Genomic DNA, 16,400 nt, shown 5'->3' on the forward strand with positions numbered 1-16,400 from the left:
GGGGGCAGCGGGGACGGTACGGCCGGGTGGCCGTGCCCCATCGTAGGAGGAACCGCCGCGGCCGTGAAGGTCAACCGAGGACGCGGTGCCCGGCGCGCTCCAGCGCGGCGGTAGCCTCGCCGAGGCGTACGGCCGGGACCAGCAGGTAGTCGGTGTCGAAGGTGGAGAAGGCCACCGCGTTCACCCGGGCGCCGGCCAGCGGGTCCACCAGCGCGGCGAGGGTGCCGGTGACGGCCACGCCGACCGGGCCGGCCATCCGCAGGCAGCGCCAGGCGGTCTCCACCACGGCCGGCGAGGGCGCCCGCTCCATCGGGCAGATCACCGAGATGCCGTCCGCCGTCCAGCTCACCGTCACCACCTCGGCGGCACCCAGCCCGCTCGACAGCGCGGGCGGCAGGGCGGAGCCGGCGGCCAGCCGGCACACCGCGTACTCACCCGGCAGCAGAGCGATATCGAGCATGAGGGCACCCTACGGCCTCGATCCGGGTCCGCCCGGCTTCGCCGCGTGCGGCGAACGCCACTCCGCCGCAGGTCAGACGGCCGAGAAGAAGGTGAGCGAGCCGGCCACGACGCCGTCGGTGGCCACCGGGGTGGACACGGCGTCCACGGTCGTCACGGGGGCTCCCTCGGTCGCCGCCTGCACCCGGAGCAGACCGCGGGCCAGCCGGCCGGACGAGAGCGCGAGCAGCGGTGGGATCTTGTCGATCTCCTGCTCGGTCAGCTCGAGGCGGTTGGCGGTGAAGTCGAGCAGGCGCAGCCCGCCGTCGAGCAGGGGCAACCCGATCACGACGTCGGGCTCGCCGAGGCAGAGCAGGTCGCAGCCGGCCGCGGAGATCGCCACGACGTTGGTGTCGGCGTCGATCAGCAGGCACGGCTCGTCGGCGTCGGAGACGGTCGCGGACCACCGGCCGAAGTTGTCCGAGTCGGGTTCTGTCGAGGCCCCCGCCGCCGGTACGAACACTTCCGATAGCGAGAGTTCGACGTGGGCCACCGCGCCTCCTATGTGCACCGAGGGACTGTCCACGCTAGCCGGTCACCGGGATGGTTGCCGAGCGCGCCGCAGCCGCCGGGCCGCGACGCGCGGGCAGCGCCCGGACCGGGCGGCCGGCGATGGCGCGGAGCCGCGGTGCCGGCGTCGACCGGCACCGCGTGACGTCCCTCGATGACGTTACCGGCGGTTGGCCGGCTTGTCAGCGGCCGTTCGGCCGTCCTCGTACCACCGGTAGTCGGCCGCTGGACGGTACGTGCCGTTCAGCCAGGTGCTCGGGTGCTGCGCCACCCGGGACAGCTTCTCGGCGGTGGCCGGGCTGATCCGGTTGCCACCGGCCACGAGCAGGCGGTCCAGTTCGCGGTGGGTGGCCATGAGGCAGTCCTTGGGGAGGCCGTAGACGCTGATGACGCCGGAGCCGACGAACGTCAGCACCGGCGTCACCGGGATCGGCAGGCCCACCGCATCGGAGAGGGCCTTGCTCGCGCGCTTGGCGTCGCGGCGGGCCTCGGCCACGTACGGCGGGCGCTTGCCGTTGATCTGCACCACGTCGCCGGCGACGAGCACCCGGGCCCGGCCGTGATCGGCGATGGTGACCGCGAAGAGGCCGCTCGGCCCGATGGCGAGGAACCCGGCGCGTTCCTCGTGCGGCCGGTCGAGCAGGACGTCGGCCGCGTCGGTGCGGGGCCACTCGATGACGTGCCAGGCCGGCCCCAGATGGTCGAGCTGGCCCAGGGCGCGGGCACCCGCCGCCTCCAGACGCCGCGCGCCGCGCTCCGCCCGCCGCCGACGGGCCCACTCCAACGGTGTCGGACGGGCCGGGTCGAGAACCCCCGGCGACTCCACCCGTGGGTGTGGCACCGTGGCGGGCGGCAGTGCCCGGGCGGTGGGTACGGCTCGTCGAGCGGGGAAGACAGTCATCGCGACCTCCGGCAAAAGGTCCCTCGAAGTTATGTCCTCACTACCCTACGTTGCCACTCCGGGGGCTCGGCAAGGTGGAGCGCCGGAGTGACTGTGGATGAATGCCATATTCATCCACAGTTCTTTTGCCGGATGCCGCCAAACCCTGCCCTACGCTGCCAGGGTGACCCACTACGTGGACAGTGAAGTCGGCCGGCTCGGAACGGTGTTGCTGCACCGCCCCGGCCCGGAACTGGCCCGGCTCACCCCTCGCAACAACGACTCCCTCCTCTTCGACGCGATCCCCTGGGTGGGGCGGGCCCAGGAGGAGCACGACGCCTTCGCCGCCGCGCTGCGCGACCGCGGCGTGGAGGTCCTCTACCTCGCGACCCTGCTCGCCGAGACGCTGGCGGTGGCCGACGCGCGCGCCGAGCTGACCGAGCAGGTGCTCCGGTCGCGCCGGCTGGGCGACTCGCTGCGCGCGCGGGTCGCCGACCACCTCGCGTACCTGGATCCGGTCGCGCTCGCCGACGTCCTCATCGCCGGCCTCGCCCACGAGGAGCTGCGGATCAGCCCCGAACGGCCGGGCGGCCTCGTCTACACGCTCATGGACCGGCACGACTTCGTCATCGCCCCGCTGCCCAACCTGCTCTTCACCCGGGACTCGTCGCTCTGGATCCGGGACCGGGTCGGCGTCACCAGCCTGGCCATGCCGGCCCGGCGCCGGGAGAGCACGATCACCAACGCCATCTACCGCCACCATCCCCGCTTCGCCGGCACCGAGTTCGTCTACCACCCGGGCCTCGAACACCTCGAGGGTGGCGACGTCCTGCTGCTGGCACCCGGCGTGCTCGCGGTGGGGGTCGGCGAGCGCACCACGCCGGCCGGAGCGGAACGGCTCGGCCGGCAGGTCTTCGCCGCCGGCCTCGCGCACACCATCCTCGTGGTGCCCATCGCGCAGGAGCGCGCCACCATGCACCTGGACACGGTCTGCACGATGGTCGACGTCGACGCGGTGCTCATGTACCCGAACGTGGCCGACACGCTGTCGGCGTACACCGTCATCGCCGGCGCGGACGGGGAGGACCCGCGGGTGGACGGCCCCGCGCCCTTCCTGCGTGCCGCCGCCGACGCCATGGACCTCGACCAGCTCCGGGTGATCGACACCGGCCTGGACCCGGTCACCGCCGAGCGGGAGCAGTGGGACGACGGCAACAACACCCTCGCCCTCGCCCCGCGGCTCTGCGTGGGCTACGAGCGCAACGTCGAGACCAACGCGCACCTGGAGCGCGCCGGCATCGAGGTGATCCCGATCGCCGGTTCGGAGCTGGGCTCGGGTCGGGGCGGCCCCCGGTGCATGTCCTGCCCCATGGTCCGCGAGCCGCTGCGCCGCTGAGAGCCCGCGGGTGGGGCCGGGTTCCGGCCCGCCCGACGGGCCTCAGCGCAGGGTGAGCTGGCGGCCGAGCAGGCCCTGCCGGGCGCGGCGCCCGGCCGCGTCGAGCGGGGAGGTGTCGGCCAGCGCCTCGGCGTACCGCTTGCCGAACTGGGCGACCGGCTCCTCCCAGTCCGCGGCGGGCGTCTGCTCGGGCAGATCCCAGACCGGCACGAGACGCCCGTGCGCGCGGAACATGCCGGCGAACCGGGTGTCGTCCCCGATGGTCAACGTGCCGGCGGCACCGAGGCGGGCGAGGGCGTCGAGCGCGGTGTCCTCGTCCTCGGGCAGCACCCAGCGCACGTGCGCCTTCTCCGGCACCTGGCACCAGTACGCGGCCTTCGCGGCGCCCAGCCGCACCGTCGGGTAGATGGCGGCGTTCGCGCGCTCCAGCGACGCCTGCACGTTCGGGTCGTCGGTGGCGCCCGGGTCGAGCCAGAACTCGAACCCGTCGTGCATGGTGATCTCCAGCGGACCGTCGACCAGGACGTCCTGCAACCGCGGGCCCGGGCCGGGCAGCGGCGGCACGGTCACCGGGTCGCCCGGCTCGGTGCGCAGCGCGCACAGCAGCGCCTCGGCGAGGTCGCGCGACACGTCACCGGACTGCTGGTGACGCTGGAGCCCGACGAACACCCGGCCGTCCGGCTTCGTCATGGCGGGGGCGGCCATCGGGAGCACCGTGGCCAGGGTCACCGGCCGGTCGCCGAACTCCTCGACCAGCGCGGGGGTGAGCCGCAGCGGCGCGGACGCGGCCGGCACCAGCTCGCGCAGCGCGATCCACTCGGGCTCGTCGACCAGCCCCTCGAACGGGCGCGGCACGAAGATGTCGCGCACCTTCTCCCGCTTCGGGGTGGCTTCGGCGGCCCGCTGGCTCTTTCGACGCTTGCTCACGGCGAGACAGCCTAGAGGCCCGGGGCGACCGGCGTGGGGAGGACCCGCCCCACGAGGGGGCCTCAGCCGGCCACGACGAGGTCGGGGCGCGTCAACCCGGCCGGGTCGAATTCGGCCCAGACGCTCTGCCCGAGCCCGTCCCGGTCGACTCCCCAGCGACTGGCCAGCCCCGCGACGATGTGCAGCCCGCGGCCGTCCGCCGCGTCGGGGTCGGCCGTCCGCATGCGCGGGCCCTCGCCGGCGCCACCGTCGGTGACCCGGAGCTGGATCCCCGGGCTGTCGACCGACCCGCGCAACCGCCAGGCCACCCGCACCACGCCACCGGGCAGCGGGCGGGCGTGCCGGACCGCGTTGCCGACCAGCTCGGCCAGGACCGCCACGAGATCGGCGAGGAGAGTGGGCGGCACCAGGTCGGCAAGATCGGCGGCGAGCCGGTGCCGGGCCAGCCGCGCGCCACTGGCGTGGTGGGGAACCACCACGCACCAGGCCCGCTCGCCCGTTCCCGTCGCCACCGCCGCCCCTTCACGCCCCTGCCGTCGCCGGTCACCCGCGCGGCAGCCGCACCTCTGCGACCGTACCGCCACCGGCCCTCGGTCGGAGGGATACCCATCCATTCTGCTGTTCAACGATCCGACGGACGAGATAGAGACCCAGTCCGGCGCCCGGGTAGCCGCGGCGGTCGCCCGACTCGCCCTGCCAGAACCGGTCGAACGCCCGCTCGACGTGCTCCGGCCGGATGCCGATGCCCCGGTCGCTGACCCGGACGGAGACCATCTGGCCGTCCGCCCGTGCGCTGACCTCGATGGGCGAGCCCGGTGCCGAGTACTTGCCGGCGTTGGTGGCGAGTTCGGTCAGCACCGTGGCCAGGCTCGGCCGGTGGCCCAGGGCCTTGGGCAGGTCGGCCGGCAGGTCGAGGACGAGCCGGTGGCGCAGCTCGGAGGGGAGGTCGGTGACCGCGACCCGGAGCGCTTCGCCCAGGTCGAAGGGGGCGGGCGGTTCGTCGCCCGGCCCGGACTCGGCCGCCGAGGAGAGCAGCCGGTCGACGAGCCGGGCCAGCTCGTTGGCCCGCTGGCCGATCACCCGCGCGGCCTGACGCCGGTCGGCGTCGGTCAGCGACTCCCAGTGGTCGGTGAGGGTGTCCGCGTACCCCTTGATGACGGTGACCGGTGTGCGCAGCTCGTGGCTGGTCACCGCCACGAAAAGGTCGCGCTCGTGGTCGCGGCGCTGCTGGTCGGTGATGTCCCGGAACGTGACCACCCACAGGGCGCCCGGCCCGGGCAGCTCGCCCGAGGTGATCCGCAGCCAGCGCCCGTCCGGCAGGCGGTGGTCGAGCACCTGCCCGGACGGCGGGATGGGGAACGGCAGCGGGCGGCCGAGGGCCTGGTTGCCCGCCCGGCCGGTCACCTGGGCGGCCGCCGGGTTCCAGAGCCGGACGCGGCCGTCCCGGTCGACCACCGCCAGCCCGTCGGCGAGCGCCGCGACGACCGGGCCGTCGCCGTGCACCGGCAGGCCGGTCTGGTCGCCGTACATGTGGGCGATGCAGGAGGCGAGGTACGCGACGACGGCGTGCTGCTCGGCGACCGGCTCGTCGTCACCGTCCTCGTAGAGCGCGTGCAGGCTGCCCACGGCGTACCCGCCGATCTCCGCCCGCGACACGACCATCCGGCGCAGCCCCCGCTCGGCCAGCTCGTCGAGCAGCTTGCCGTCGAGCTGGTCCGTCCGCACCTGTTGGACCCGCGGCCCGGAGAGCAGGCACACCGTGGCCGGGTCGTTGGCGGGCAGCGGGCGGCCCACGGTCCACTCGGCGGCGCCGGTCGCGGAGATCACCCGGCCTCCGGTCGGGCCGAACTCGACGAACGCCATGGCGGCCGCGCCGAGCGCCGGCTGCGCCACCCGGAGCAGCTGGGTGAGGACGGGCAGCCCGGCGTCGCCGGAGTTGATCATCTCGATGACGACGGTGTGGCCGGCGATGAGAGCGGCGAAGTCGGTGCGCTCCGGCATGCCCCGAGTGTGCCCCGCCGGCCCGGTTTTGGGCACCCCCGGCCGGGCCGCCCGGATCCCCCGGCGGTCAGCGGCCGAGGCGGGCCAGGGTGTGCGCGGGACGGTCCGTGATGATCCCGTCCACCCCGGCGGTGAGGACGAGATCCAGGTCGGCCGGCTCGTTGACCGTCCAGACGTACACCTGGTTGCCGGCCGCGCGCAGCGCCGGCAGCAGGTGCGGACGGGCCCGGACCAGGCCGATGCCCGGCCCGGCGATCCGGGTGCCGAAGGGCAGCCGGCCGAGCCGGAGCCAGCGCGGCAACACCTCGAGCAGGAGCACGGTGGGCAGCGTGGGGGCCAGCTCACGGATCCGGCGGACGGCCAGCGGCGAGAAGGACATCACGGTGACCTGGACCAGGTCGTCCGGCCGCGGCTCGGACAGCCCGTGGCGGCGCAGCACCGCGACCAGCCGCCGTTCGACGTCACGGCCGTGCCGGGTCGGGTGCTTGGTCTCGATGAGCAGTCGCACCGGACGGCCGGCCTCCCGCACCGCGTCGAGCAGCCGTTCCAGCGTGAGCAGCCGTGTGTGCGACTCGTCCGGCGGCTCGTCCCCCTCGGCCGGCACGCACCCCGGGTGCCACGACCCGAAGTCCAGCATCTCCAGCTCGGCCAGGGTGCGCGCGCTGACCAGGCCCCGCCCGTTGCTCGTGCGGTCGAGCCGGCGGTCGTGCACGCAGACCAGGTGCCCGTCCCGGGTTAGCCGTACGTCGCACTCCAGCCCGTCGGCGCCCTCGGCGAGGGCCCGCAGGTAGGCCGCGAGGGTGTGCTCGGGGAGGTCGTACGAGGCGCCGCGGTGCGCGAACACCAGGGGTTGGTCGCCCATGTCCCGCCCTAGAGCACTCGGCCCGGCTGCCCGTTCTCGCCGACCACGGGCTTTCCGGCGGCGAGCCACTCGCCCATGCCGCCCTGGACGTTGCGCACCTGGTCCCAGCCGTTACGCATGAGGTAGGCGACGACCTGGGCGGAGCGGCCGCCGGAACGGCAGATGACGGCCACCTCCCGGTCGGTCGGCACCTCGGCGAGCCGGGACGGCAGCTCCATCATCGGCAGGTGGTGGGCGTCGGGCGCGTGGCCGGCGGCCCACTCGTCGTCCTCCCGGACGTCGAGCAGGTAGGTGTCGTCGGCGACGTCGGTCACGGTCATGGTGGGAACCTGGGGTCCGAACACGGGTACCAAGCCTAGAACCTCGTCGGCCGGATCGCCGCCGACCCGGCCGTCGCCGCGCTCACAGGAGCCGTCCGTCGTTCGCGACTGCGGGGCTCCGCTTCGCTGCACTCCTCGCGCTCACAGCCGCACCACCCAGCGGGGGTTGCCCCGGGCCCAGTCGGGCATGCGGGCGCCGCTCACGGCCGCGAAGAGGCCGTCGCCCCCGTTGTCCAGCACGACGTACGACACCTCGTCGATGACCTGCGGGTACGACGGCACCTGGATTCCCTGCAACGCGTTGGCGGGTAGCCCGCGCAGCGCGAAGACCAGGTCGTCGAGGGGAGCGCCGTTGGTGTCCACGGTCAGTGACTCGCCCACCGCACGGATGACCTGGTCGAGCTTGACCGGGTTGTTGCGCAGGTTCGTCTCGCCGGCCCGGTCCAGCAGCGCCCGGAGGAGTTGCTGCTGGTGCCGCTGCCGGTCGTAGTCGCCCCCGGGCAGGTCGTAGCGCTGGCGGACGTAGTCCAGCGCCTCGGCGCCGTTCATCTGCCGGCAGCCGGGGCTGAAGACCCGGTTGGTGTGGATCGAGCGGACCTCCCGGTCCACGCACATCCGGACGCCGCCGAGCAGGTCGACCACCTTCCGGATCCCGGAGAAGTCGATCAGGGCGGCCCCGTCGAAGCGGACCCCGGTCATCCGGGTCAGCGTGGCCGACAGCAGTTGGGCGCCCGAGCGCCCGCCGCCGCCGTGTTCGTACGCCGCGTTGATCTTGTCCTGACCGCCGCCGTATCCGTGCCCGGCGGGAATGGCGACGAGCAGGTCCCGGGGGATCGACACGAGGTACGCCTCCCGCAGCCCGGCCGGCACGTGCACCATGAGGATGGTGTCGGCGCGCTGCTCCGAGGTGGTGTCGTTGGGCCGCTTGTCGGTGCCGATCAGGAGGTAGTTGAGGGGGCCGGAGAGGTTCGGCCGCGCGGTGCGCGCGCCCGGGTCGAGCAGTTCCTCCCGGGCCACGCTGCGGTCGTACCGGTCGGTGAGGGCGTGGAGCCCGAACACGGCGAGCCCGGCCAGCACCACGAGGGTCAGGCCGATCCCCAGCAGGATGCGGGGCCAGCGGGCGCGCCGCGGCCGGGCGGCCGGGGCATCCGCCTCGACCCCCTGCGCGTCGTCCCGGCCCGACCTGGACGTGTTTCCTCCCCGCAGCCGCCATGTGAGACCTGCTCACGTCAGGCTACGGGCGGGACCGCCCGGGTTGGTCCGGTTTGCCGACTTACCGATGGGAAGGCGGGCCGAGCGCCGACGCGCTCGGCGGCCGCCGTGCTGCCGGGCCCGGTGGGCCAGCTTGATCGACTCGACATCCGCGAAGTCGCGGTGTCCACCCGACCCGGACACCGCGACATCCACGCAACCCGAGTCGATCACGAGTCGGCGTCACTTCCGGGTGGAGATGACCTCCGGGTGGGTGAACACGAACTCGGCGAGCTTGTCCTGCTTGACGGCCCGGAACATGTCCAACGTCTCGGCGCTGAGCACCTCCCGGCCGTTGCCGTTGCCGTTGAAGGTGCCGTTGTTCGTCTTGAGCATGGTGAGGTCGTTGGCGGTGACGCCGCGCATGGTGAAGACGAAGTCCTCGATCGCGGCCCCGCCGGTGTCCAGCACGAACGCCTTGCCGGCCGCCTTGATGAGCTGCTGGAGCTTGAGCGGGTTGGTCAGCATGCCCCCTTCGGTGGCCTTCTTCGCCATCGCCTTGATGAGCTGCTGCTGGTTCGCCTGCCGGTCGTAGTCGCTGTTGGTGAGGCCGTAGCGCTGCCGGGCGTAGTCGAGCGCCGCCCAGCCCTCCATCTCCTGGCAGCCCTTCTTGTGCACCACCGGGGTCATCTTCTTGCCGGTCTTCTTGGCGTCCGCGTTCCACATGGGCTTGCCGTCGACGTACGACATGTGGTGCGACTTGACCTCCTGCTTCACGCAGATCCGCACGGTGCCCAGGGTGTCGATGACGTTCTTGAACCCACCGAAGTTGATGATCGCGGCGCCGTCGAAGCTCACGCCGGTGAGCTTCTTGATGGTCTGTGCCATGAGCTGCGCGCCGCCCTCCCAGCCACCGCCGTTACGGGCGCCGATCTGGAAGGCCGCGTTGATCTTGTCGGTGCCGCCCGGGTAGTTGCTCTTCGCGAACGGCGGGATCTGCGCCTCGGTGTCCCGGGGAATGGAGATCAGGTACGCCTGGTCGTGCGTGGCCGGGATGTGCAGCACGATGATCGAGTCCGAGCGGACGTCGTCGGCCGCCCACCGCTCCCGCGCGTCCACGCCGAGCAGCAGCATGTCGATCGGGCCGTCCAGGCTCGCGCCGCCCTCGGCGTCGGACTTGCCGGCGTCACCGAGCAGGTTCCGCTGGGCGATGTTGCCGGTCGCCTGGCTGATCAGCGCCTTGCTGCCGACGATGGCGATCCCGCTGGTCAGCATGAGCACCGCGCCGAACACGACGGTGAGCCGGGCCCAGAGCGGGTCCCGGCGCCCGGGACGCTTCTTCGGAGGTACGGGATCGGCGCCACCGCGGGTGCGGGCCTGCGGCGGGATGGTCGCGGACCCGCTGGCGGGCGGGCGGGTGGAGTCCAGCGACGGAGGGCGACGGCTGGTCTGAACCGGCATGCGTGCTCCAGCTCGCGTGATCAGGGGGCGGGATCACTGTACGGACACTTTCCGGTCCTGGCGAGTTCGTCGGACGGCAAACTGCCGTTACCCGGAAAGTCACCCAGGATATTGACCGATCGGCCGGCTCCCGGGCGACCGGTAGGTCACCGCCTTTCAGTAACTGGAAAGATCCTCACCATCCGGCGTGAGCGCCCCCGGCCCCCGTCAGCCGCCGTCGGTGTTCTTCGGTTGGTTGGCCTTGACCCAGTCCGCCATCGTGTCGGCCGACATCGCCTGGTACATGGACAGGGCCTTCTCCCGGTCGGAGACCACCACCGACTCACCGTCGATCGTGTCGCTGCCCGAGTTCGGGCTGGTGACGAACGTCAGGTTGTCACCGCGCAGGCTGCGGAACTGCACCGCCATGTCGACCAACGAGAACGTCCGGTCGACGGTCACGGCGTCGGTCACCGACTGGAGGAAGGCGTTCAGCTTCCTCGGGTTGCTGAGCGTGCCGCTGCTCGCCGCCTTGTCCAGCAGAGCGCGCAGGAACTCCTGCTGGTGGCGCATCCGGGCGAAGTCGCCGTCCGGGAACTGCTTGCGCTGCCGGATCCAGTCCAGCGCCTCGGCGCCATCCATGTGGTTCATGCCCTTAGTGAAGGTCCGGTAGGGCTTGTGGATGGACGTGATGGTCCGCTCGACGTTCAGGTCGACCCCGCCCAACGCGTCGGTGACCTGCTTGAAGCCGGCGAAGTCGATCGACATCACATGGTCCAGCCGGACGTCGGTGAAGCACTCGACGGTGCGTACCGCGAGCGGCAGCCCACCGAAGGCGAAGGCCGCGTTGATCTTCGCCCGCCGGCCCGACCCGCAGTCGGCGCCGGCGCTCTCGGGAATCGGCACGTACAGGTCGCGCGGAATGGAGACCAGGTAGGCCGACTGGTGGTCAGCCGGGATGTGCATCACGATGATCGTGTCGGCCCGCCACTTGCCGGCCTGGTCGACCGGGGCGTCCGGGTCCCGCGAATCGGTGCCGACCAGCAGGATGTTGAGCGCGCCCTCCACCGGCTTGGCCGGACGCCCGCCGGTGATCTCAGCGAACGGGTCGGTGCGGGCCAGGTCGTTGTCGAGGTTCCGCACGTAGAGCCAGGCGCCGACTCCGCCCAGAAGCGCGAGCACGAGCACCGCCACGCCGGCGACCAGGCCGATCCGGCCCCAGCGCGGCCGTGGACCGCGCCGGCCGGGCCCGCCGCCTCCGCCGGGACCGCCCGGCCCCGTGGGACCCGTCGGGCCGGCTGGCCCGCCGCCCAGCGGCTCCTCGTCGTACGACGGGTAGCGGCGCGTGTCCGACGGTCGCGCACGCCCGGCGGCACCCCGGGCGGGGCCGGGAACCGACGCGCGCCCGGCGCTACGGTGCAGGTACGGGTGCGGGAGCTCGGCGGGGGAGGTCGCTGACATGTAACTCAGGGTACGTAGCCCCGGCCATGGTCGCCCTCAGGCGACGCCCAGGTTCCGCCGCGCGCGCCGCGGCAGGTGTGTACCTGCGCCGCGCGGCGTGCTCAGCCCAGTCGGTCGCGGAAGTAGTCGATCGTGCGGCGGAGCCCGTCCTCGGGCGCCACGACGGGCTCGTAGCCCAGCAGCTCCCGGGCCAGGGTCAGGTCGGGCCGCCGCATCTCGGGATCGTCCGCCGAGCGGGTGACGTACGTCACCTCGGAGCTGCTGCCGCAGAGCGACACGATCGTCTCGGCGAGCTGCCGCATGCTCATCTCGTGCTCGGTCCCGCAGTTGATGGGGCCGGTCTCGGTCGAGTCGAGCAGCAGCAGGATGCCGCGGACCAGGTCCTCCACGTAGCAGATCGAGCGGGTCTGGCTGCCCGTGCCGTGCACCGTGAGGGGCGCGCCGCGCAGTGCCTGGGCGATGAAGGTGGGGATGGCGCGGCCGTCGTCCGGCCGCATCCGCGGGCCGTACGTGTTGAAGATCCGCACGATCGCGGCGTCCAGGCCGTGGCTGCGGTGGTAGGCCATGGTGGCCGCCTCGGAGAAGCGCTTGGCCTCGTCGTAGACGCTGCGGATCCCGATCGGGTTGACGTTGCCCCAGTACGTCTCGCGCTGCGGGTGCTCCTTCGGGTCCCCGTACGCCTCCGACGTGGAGGCCATGAGGAACCGGGCGCCGTCGTTGAGCGCGCGGTCGAGCAGGTGGAGAGTGGCCACCGAGCCGACCCGCAGGATCTGCACCGGAAGCTTCTCGAAGTCGGTGGGGCTCGCCGGGGAGGCCATGTGCAGGATCGCGTCGAACCGCTCGGCGAACGCCGGGTGGTGCGCCGGCAGCCCGTCGGAGATGTCCGCCTCGACCAGCGTGAAGGTCGGCGTGTCCAGCAGGTGCGCGACGTTCTCCTTCGACCCGGTGACGAAGTTGTCCACCGCGACCACCGTGCAGCCCCGCGCGATCAGGGCGTCCACCAGATGCGACGGGACGAAGCCGGCACCGCCGGTGACGAGGATGCGATGACCGGAGCCGAAGCGGGGAGCGACCTTCATGCCGGTCAGCTTACTCAGCGTGGTCGGCGTCCCGCCGGTCGGCCGCGAGAGCCGGCCCGCTCCCGACGCCGGTCGAACCGGTGCCGGGGACCGGCTCCGCCGCCGTGACGCGAACAGGCCCCCTCCGGCGTGCGGAGGGGGCCCGGTGGCTGTGCGGCGGGGGTGCCGCACAGCCCCGACCGCTGGGCGGCGCGGGTGCCGCCCAGCGGTCGGTCAGTGTGCGCCGGCCCCCGTGAGGGAGCGCACCTCCAGCTCCGCGTACTTCGCGTCGTCACGCTCCCGGGAGAGGAGGGTGCCGACCCAGCCACAGAGGAACCCGAACGGGATGGAGATCAGGCCCGGGTTGGACAGCGGGAACCACTGCCAGTCGTGGTCGGGGAACATCGCGGTCGGCGCCCCGGAGACGACCGGCGAGAAGAACACCAGCACCACCGCGGCGAGCAGGCCACCGTAGATGGCCCAGACCGCGCCGGAGGTGTTGAACCGCTTCCAGAACAGGCTGTAGAGGATCGCCGGCAGGTTGCCGGACGCCGCCACCGCGAACGCGAGCGCCACGAGGAAGGCCACGTTCAGGCTCTGCGCGAAGATGGACAGCGCGATCGAGATCGCGCCGATCACCAGCGCGGAGATCCGGGCGACGTTCACCTCCTGCCGCTCCGAGGCCTGCCCGTTCTTGAGCACGTTGGCGTAGAAGTCGTGCGCGAGGCTCGACGACGAGGCCAGCGTGAGACCGGCGACCACGGCGAGGATGGTGGCGAAGGCGACCGCTGCGATGACCGCGAGCAGTGTGGCTCCGCCCAGGTCGCCGCCGAGGAAGTCCACGCCGAGCGCCTCGGCGAGCTGTGGCGCCGCCGTGTTGCCGGCCTTGTCCTGGGCGGTGATCGCCTCGCCGCCCACCAGGGCCGCCGCGCCGAAGCCCAGGGCCAGGGTGAGCAGGTAGAAGGTGCCGATGATGCCGATCGCCCAGAGCACGCTCTTGCGGGCCGCCTTCGCGGTCGGGACCGTGTAGAAGCGGATCAGGATGTGCGGCAGGCCGGCCGTGCCGAGCACCAGCGCGATGCCCAGCGACAGCAGGTCCATCTTGTTGTAGAAGGTCTGCGTCGAGTTGCCGGCGACCTCGACGCCGTAGCGCAACCCCGGTTCGAGGAAAGCGGCGCCCTTGCCGGAGGACGACGCGGCGTCGCCGAGCAGCGAGGAGAGGTTGAACTTGTACTTGGCGAGCACCAGCACCGTCATGATCACGGCGCCGCCCATCAGCAGGAACGCCTTGACGATCTGGACGTAGGTGGTGCCCTTCATGCCACCCACCGTGACGTAGATGATCATCAGGGCGCCGACCATGATGATGGTGGCGACCTTCGCGGCGTCGGCGTCCATCCCGAGGAACGTGGTGCCCGGCCGGATTCCGAGCAGCAGCGCGACCAGCGCGCCGGCACCGACCATCTGCGCCAGCAGGTAGAAGATCGAGACGGTGATGGTGGAGACGGCCGCGGCCGTACGCACCGGACGCTGGCGCATGCGGAACGCCAGCACGTCGGCCATCGTGTAGCGGCCCGAGTTGCGCAGCAGCTCCGCGACGAGCAGCAGCGCCACGAGCCAGGCGACCAGGAAGCCGATCGAGTAGAGGAAGCCGTCGTAGCCGTACAGGGCGATGAGGCCGGCGATGCCGAGGAACGAGGCGGCCGACATGTAGTCGCCACCGATCGCCATGCCGTTCTGGAAGCCGGAGAAGGAGCGGCCACCGGCGTAGAAGTCGGTGGCGGTCTTCGTCTGCCGGCTGGCCCACACGGTGATCGCCAGCGTGATCGCCACGAAGATCAGGAAGAGCGTGATGGTGAGGTTGCGGGCGGTGGTGTCGCCCGCCTCAGCCGCGAGGACCGTGTTCATGCGTCACCTCCCCCACCTCGGCGCGGATCCGGTCGGCGACCGGGTCGATCCGCCGGTCGGCGAACCGGGAGTAGAGCCAGGCGATCAGGAACGTGGACACGAACTGGAGCAGGCCGAAGATGAGCGCCACGTTGACGTTGCCGAAGAGCTTCGTGCCCATGAAGTCCCGTGCGTACGCGGACAGGATCACGTAGAGCGCGTACCACAGGAAGAACGCGACGGTCATCGGGAAGACGAAGCCGCGCAGGGCGCGCCGCAACCCGGCGAACTCGTCCGACCGTTGTACGGCGAGGTACCGGTCCGGCGTGGACGCGGCCGGCGCGGGTGTGTCCGTGGACATCTGTGGATCACCACCTTCACAGGCGTCGGGGATTTTCGCGCACGGTAGAAAGCGCGCTCCCCGGCGGGGAAGGCCGAGATCGGCGCCGGTCGGCGGTTGCGCCGAACGGCGGGCTGGCTGCGCCGAGTGACTCAGGTCACTTCGCCGAGCGGTCGGTGGTGCTCACACCAACTCGCGGTAACGGCCCCGGTAGTGCAGCAGCGGCCCGGACTCGTCGACGAGGTCGACCGTCTCGATGATCGCCTCGACGAGCAGCGCCCAGCCGTACTCCCGGGCGGTGTCCAGCCGGCAGCCGGCCCAGCCGCCGGCGTCGGCCGGCACCGGCCCGTACGGCGTGTCGGTCCAGGTGCCGGTGGCGAAGAGCCCGCCGGGCGACGGGAACAACCCGGCGAACCGGTCGGCGAGCTGGCGGTGTGTGGGCGCCAGTGGCGCCACCGCGAACCGCCCCGCGGCCTCGGCCGCCGCCCACAGGTCGGACTCCGGGTCGATGAGGCCGAGAAGCCGGTCCGGCTCGCCCTCGGCGACGAGCGTGGAGGACACCGTCAGCCCGGCCGGCCCGGGCGCCGTCCAGAGTGTCACCGGCGATGCCAGCCGGCCCCGCAGCCGACGCGCGGGCGAGCGTTGACCGGCCGGCACGGCGAACGGGTCGACGTGGTGGATCTCTGCGCCCGGCTCATGATTCACGTGAAACATTGTGCCCGCGCGCCGGGCTCACCGAGCGGCGGACGCGAAGCCGCGGACCAACGAGGCGACCTCGTCGGCCCGGGTGTCCAGCACGAAGTGCCCGCCGTCCAGGACGTACACCTCGGCCTCCGGAACGTCCGAGCGGTACGCCTCCGCCTCCGCCACCTCGAACGACGTGTCGTAGCGGCCCCACACGACGAGCAGCCGCGGCCGGTTCCGGCGCAGCCACTCCTGCCACCGGGCATAGGACGCCACGTTGGTCCGGTAGTCATAGAAGAGGTCGAGTTGGATCTCGGCCTGCCCGGGGCGGCTGAGGAAGGCGTGCTCGTCGGTCCAGAGGTCCGGGTCGTACCGCTCCGGGTCCGGGTCGGTGCCGATGTGCCGGGTACGCGCCGCGTCGAGGGACAGGAAGTTCTCCCGTACGGCCGCCTCGTGCCCCGCCCGGTCCCGCCAGTACTCCCGCCGGCTGTCCCACAGCGGGCTCAGGCCGACCTCGTGCGCCACCGCGTTCTGCACCACGAGGCCGGTGATCCGGCCCGGGTCGGCCAGCGCCATCCGGAAGCCGACCGGGCCGCCGTAGTCCTGCACGTACAGCAGATGGCGCTCGACGCCGATGGCGGTCGCGAAGCGTGCCATCACCTCGGCGATCCGATCGAAGGTGTATGCGAAGCGGCCCGGATCGGGGGCGTCGCTGTGCCCGAATCCCGGGTAGTCGGGCGCCACCAACCGGAACCGGTCGGCGAGCCGTTCGAGCAGTGGCTCGAACATCCGGGACGAGGACGGGAAGCCGTGCAGGAGCAGCAGGACGGGTGCGTCCGGTGGGCCGGCCTCGCGGTAGAAGATGGACAGCCCGTCGACCTTCGCGGTGCGGTAGCGGGTCTGCACGCTCATGGCGGCTGCTCCTGTTCACGGCTCACCGCACCG

Annotated in this window: 16 protein-coding genes and 1 pseudogene; 1 reads left to right on the forward strand and 16 read right to left on the reverse strand. The window is 72.4% G+C overall.

Annotated features, from left to right (window positions below; translation table 11 throughout):
- Positions 1–70: 70 nt before the first annotated feature.
- From D7193_RS29510 to D7193_RS29520, 3 genes are all read right to left on the reverse strand, one after another.
- A complete protein-coding gene (locus D7193_RS29510; protein WP_120782922.1) occupies positions 71–460 on the reverse strand; it encodes an ACT domain-containing protein in 390 nt (129 codons plus the stop codon).
- 72 nt (positions 461–532) lie between these two features.
- Positions 533–991 carry a hypothetical protein gene (locus D7193_RS29515; protein ID WP_120782923.1) on the reverse strand — a complete coding sequence of 153 codons (459 nt, stop codon included), beginning with the start codon at positions 989–991 and terminating at the stop codon, positions 533–535.
- Positions 992–1,168: 177 nt separating this feature from the next.
- Positions 1,169–1,909: a hypothetical protein gene (locus D7193_RS29520; RefSeq protein WP_120782924.1), complete on the reverse strand. Its 741-nt coding sequence runs from the start codon at positions 1,907–1,909 to the stop codon at positions 1,169–1,171.
- 163 nt (positions 1,910–2,072) lie between these two features.
- Between D7193_RS29520 and D7193_RS29525 the strand changes: the two genes are divergently transcribed.
- On the forward strand, positions 2,073–3,284 hold the full coding sequence (locus D7193_RS29525; RefSeq protein WP_120782925.1) for an arginine deiminase: 1,212 nt from the start codon (positions 2,073–2,075) through the stop codon (positions 3,282–3,284).
- Between the two features lie 42 nt (positions 3,285–3,326).
- Here D7193_RS29525 and D7193_RS29530 read toward each other — a convergent pair whose 3' ends face one another.
- From D7193_RS29530 to D7193_RS29590, 13 genes and pseudogenes are all read right to left on the reverse strand, one after another.
- Entirely contained in the window at positions 3,327–4,211 is an 885-nt protein-coding gene (locus D7193_RS29530) for a DUF5926 family protein (RefSeq protein ID WP_120782926.1), read from the reverse strand.
- A gap of 62 nt (positions 4,212–4,273) precedes the next feature.
- A complete protein-coding gene (locus D7193_RS29535; RefSeq protein ID WP_241563630.1) occupies positions 4,274–4,690 on the reverse strand; it encodes an ATP-binding protein in 417 nt (138 codons plus the stop codon).
- Between the two features lie 64 nt (positions 4,691–4,754).
- Complete coding sequence (locus D7193_RS29540; RefSeq protein WP_120782928.1) at positions 4,755–6,212, reverse strand: sensor histidine kinase; 1,458 nt, start codon at positions 6,210–6,212, stop codon at positions 4,755–4,757.
- 67 nt (positions 6,213–6,279) lie between these two features.
- On the reverse strand, positions 6,280–7,074 hold the full coding sequence (locus D7193_RS29545; RefSeq protein WP_120782929.1) for a glycerophosphodiester phosphodiesterase: 795 nt from the start codon (positions 7,072–7,074) through the stop codon (positions 6,280–6,282).
- Between the two features lie 8 nt (positions 7,075–7,082).
- Positions 7,083–7,418 (reverse strand): rhodanese-like domain-containing protein, encoded by a 336-nt coding sequence (locus tag D7193_RS29550; protein ID WP_120782930.1) that lies wholly within the window; start codon positions 7,416–7,418, stop codon positions 7,083–7,085.
- 117 nt (positions 7,419–7,535) lie between these two features.
- Entirely contained in the window at positions 7,536–8,474 is a 939-nt protein-coding gene (locus D7193_RS29555; RefSeq protein ID WP_120782931.1) for an LCP family protein, read from the reverse strand.
- A gap of 354 nt (positions 8,475–8,828) precedes the next feature.
- Positions 8,829–10,046, reverse strand: a complete 1,218-nt coding sequence (locus D7193_RS29560) for an LCP family protein (protein WP_120782932.1) — start codon at positions 10,044–10,046, stop codon at positions 8,829–8,831.
- Positions 10,047–10,253: 207 nt separating this feature from the next.
- Positions 10,254–11,486 carry an LCP family protein gene (locus D7193_RS29565; RefSeq protein WP_120782933.1) on the reverse strand — a complete coding sequence of 411 codons (1,233 nt, stop codon included), beginning with the start codon at positions 11,484–11,486 and terminating at the stop codon, positions 10,254–10,256.
- A gap of 101 nt (positions 11,487–11,587) precedes the next feature.
- Entirely contained in the window at positions 11,588–12,565 is a 978-nt protein-coding gene (locus tag D7193_RS29570; protein WP_120782934.1) for an NAD-dependent epimerase/dehydratase family protein, read from the reverse strand.
- A gap of 213 nt (positions 12,566–12,778) precedes the next feature.
- Positions 12,779–14,452, reverse strand: a complete 1,674-nt coding sequence (locus tag D7193_RS29575; protein WP_120782935.1) for a solute symporter family protein — start codon at positions 14,450–14,452, stop codon at positions 12,779–12,781.
- Entirely contained in the window at positions 14,430–14,792 is a 363-nt protein-coding gene (locus D7193_RS29580; protein WP_120782936.1) for a DUF485 domain-containing protein, read from the reverse strand. Before D7193_RS29580 ends, D7193_RS29575 begins: the two co-directional genes overlap by 23 nt.
- Positions 14,793–14,954: 162 nt before the next feature.
- Positions 14,955–15,494, reverse strand: a pseudogene (locus D7193_RS29585) (flavin reductase family protein); the annotation flags it as partial.
- A gap of 9 nt (positions 15,495–15,503) precedes the next feature.
- Positions 15,504–16,367 carry an alpha/beta fold hydrolase gene (locus D7193_RS29590; RefSeq protein ID WP_120782938.1) on the reverse strand — a complete coding sequence of 288 codons (864 nt, stop codon included), beginning with the start codon at positions 16,365–16,367 and terminating at the stop codon, positions 15,504–15,506.
- Between the last annotated feature and the right edge of the window lie 33 nt (positions 16,368–16,400).

The organism is Micromonospora costi (genome assembly GCF_003626655.1).
Classification (GTDB): Bacteria; Actinomycetota; Actinomycetes; order Mycobacteriales; family Micromonosporaceae; genus Micromonospora; species Micromonospora costi.